Annotated in this window: 1 protein-coding gene; it reads left to right on the top strand. The window is 33.2% G+C overall.

Going from position 1 to position 572, the window contains the following annotated elements; translation table 11 throughout:
* A partial coding sequence (locus KVT34_RS29705) for a DUF418 domain-containing protein (protein WP_217563239.1) occupies positions 1 to 96 on the top strand: 96 nt, incomplete at its 5' end.
* Positions 97 to 572: the final 476 nt, after the last annotated feature.

Below are 572 nucleotides of genomic sequence, written 5' to 3'. Positions count from 1 at the left end.
TTCAGTTTCATTTGGATGAAGTTCTTTAAATTGGGACCACTTGAGTGGATTTGGCGCATGATTACGTATAAAAAAGTTATGCCTATAAAGAAATAGTGAGCAATTAGTAAGAGGGTTTCAGAATGCGTTTTAAATTCCAGTAGTTTGGATAGGGTGGCAAATTAGGACATACCTCTACGTTATGCTCTTTATTATTTTGTAAATGTAAGAAGCACAGAGAGAAGACATCTCTGTGCTTCTATTTTTGGCCTTTTTATAGTAATTCTGTTTTTAGCATTCAAAGTATATTAGACAACGAAGTAGTTTATAGGTAAAACAGGGAGAGGAGATATCAACAATGTAAAAGAGACGCTTATGTGATTGTAACGTCTTTTTACATTTATAGGAAATGATAAACCGTTCATCCCAAACATGTGAGTCGGGAAGAGAACTAAAAAAAATCGTAATGTGTCAGTCGTAGGTTTCGTATTATTCAAGCCTCTATATTCATTCATAGTGTGTACTTTCTACTGTCCGTTGGTGTATGTATAACTGTAATATAAAAAAGATAATCAATGGAACAAATGAAACTT

This window comes from Paenibacillus sp. GbtcB18, assembly GCF_019091125.1.
GTDB classification, from domain to species: domain Bacteria; phylum Bacillota; class Bacilli; order Paenibacillales; family NBRC-103111; genus Paenibacillus_F; species Paenibacillus_F chitinolyticus.
Note: the sequence above shows the minus strand (reverse complement) of the source record. Positions and strands in the feature narration are given on the sequence as shown.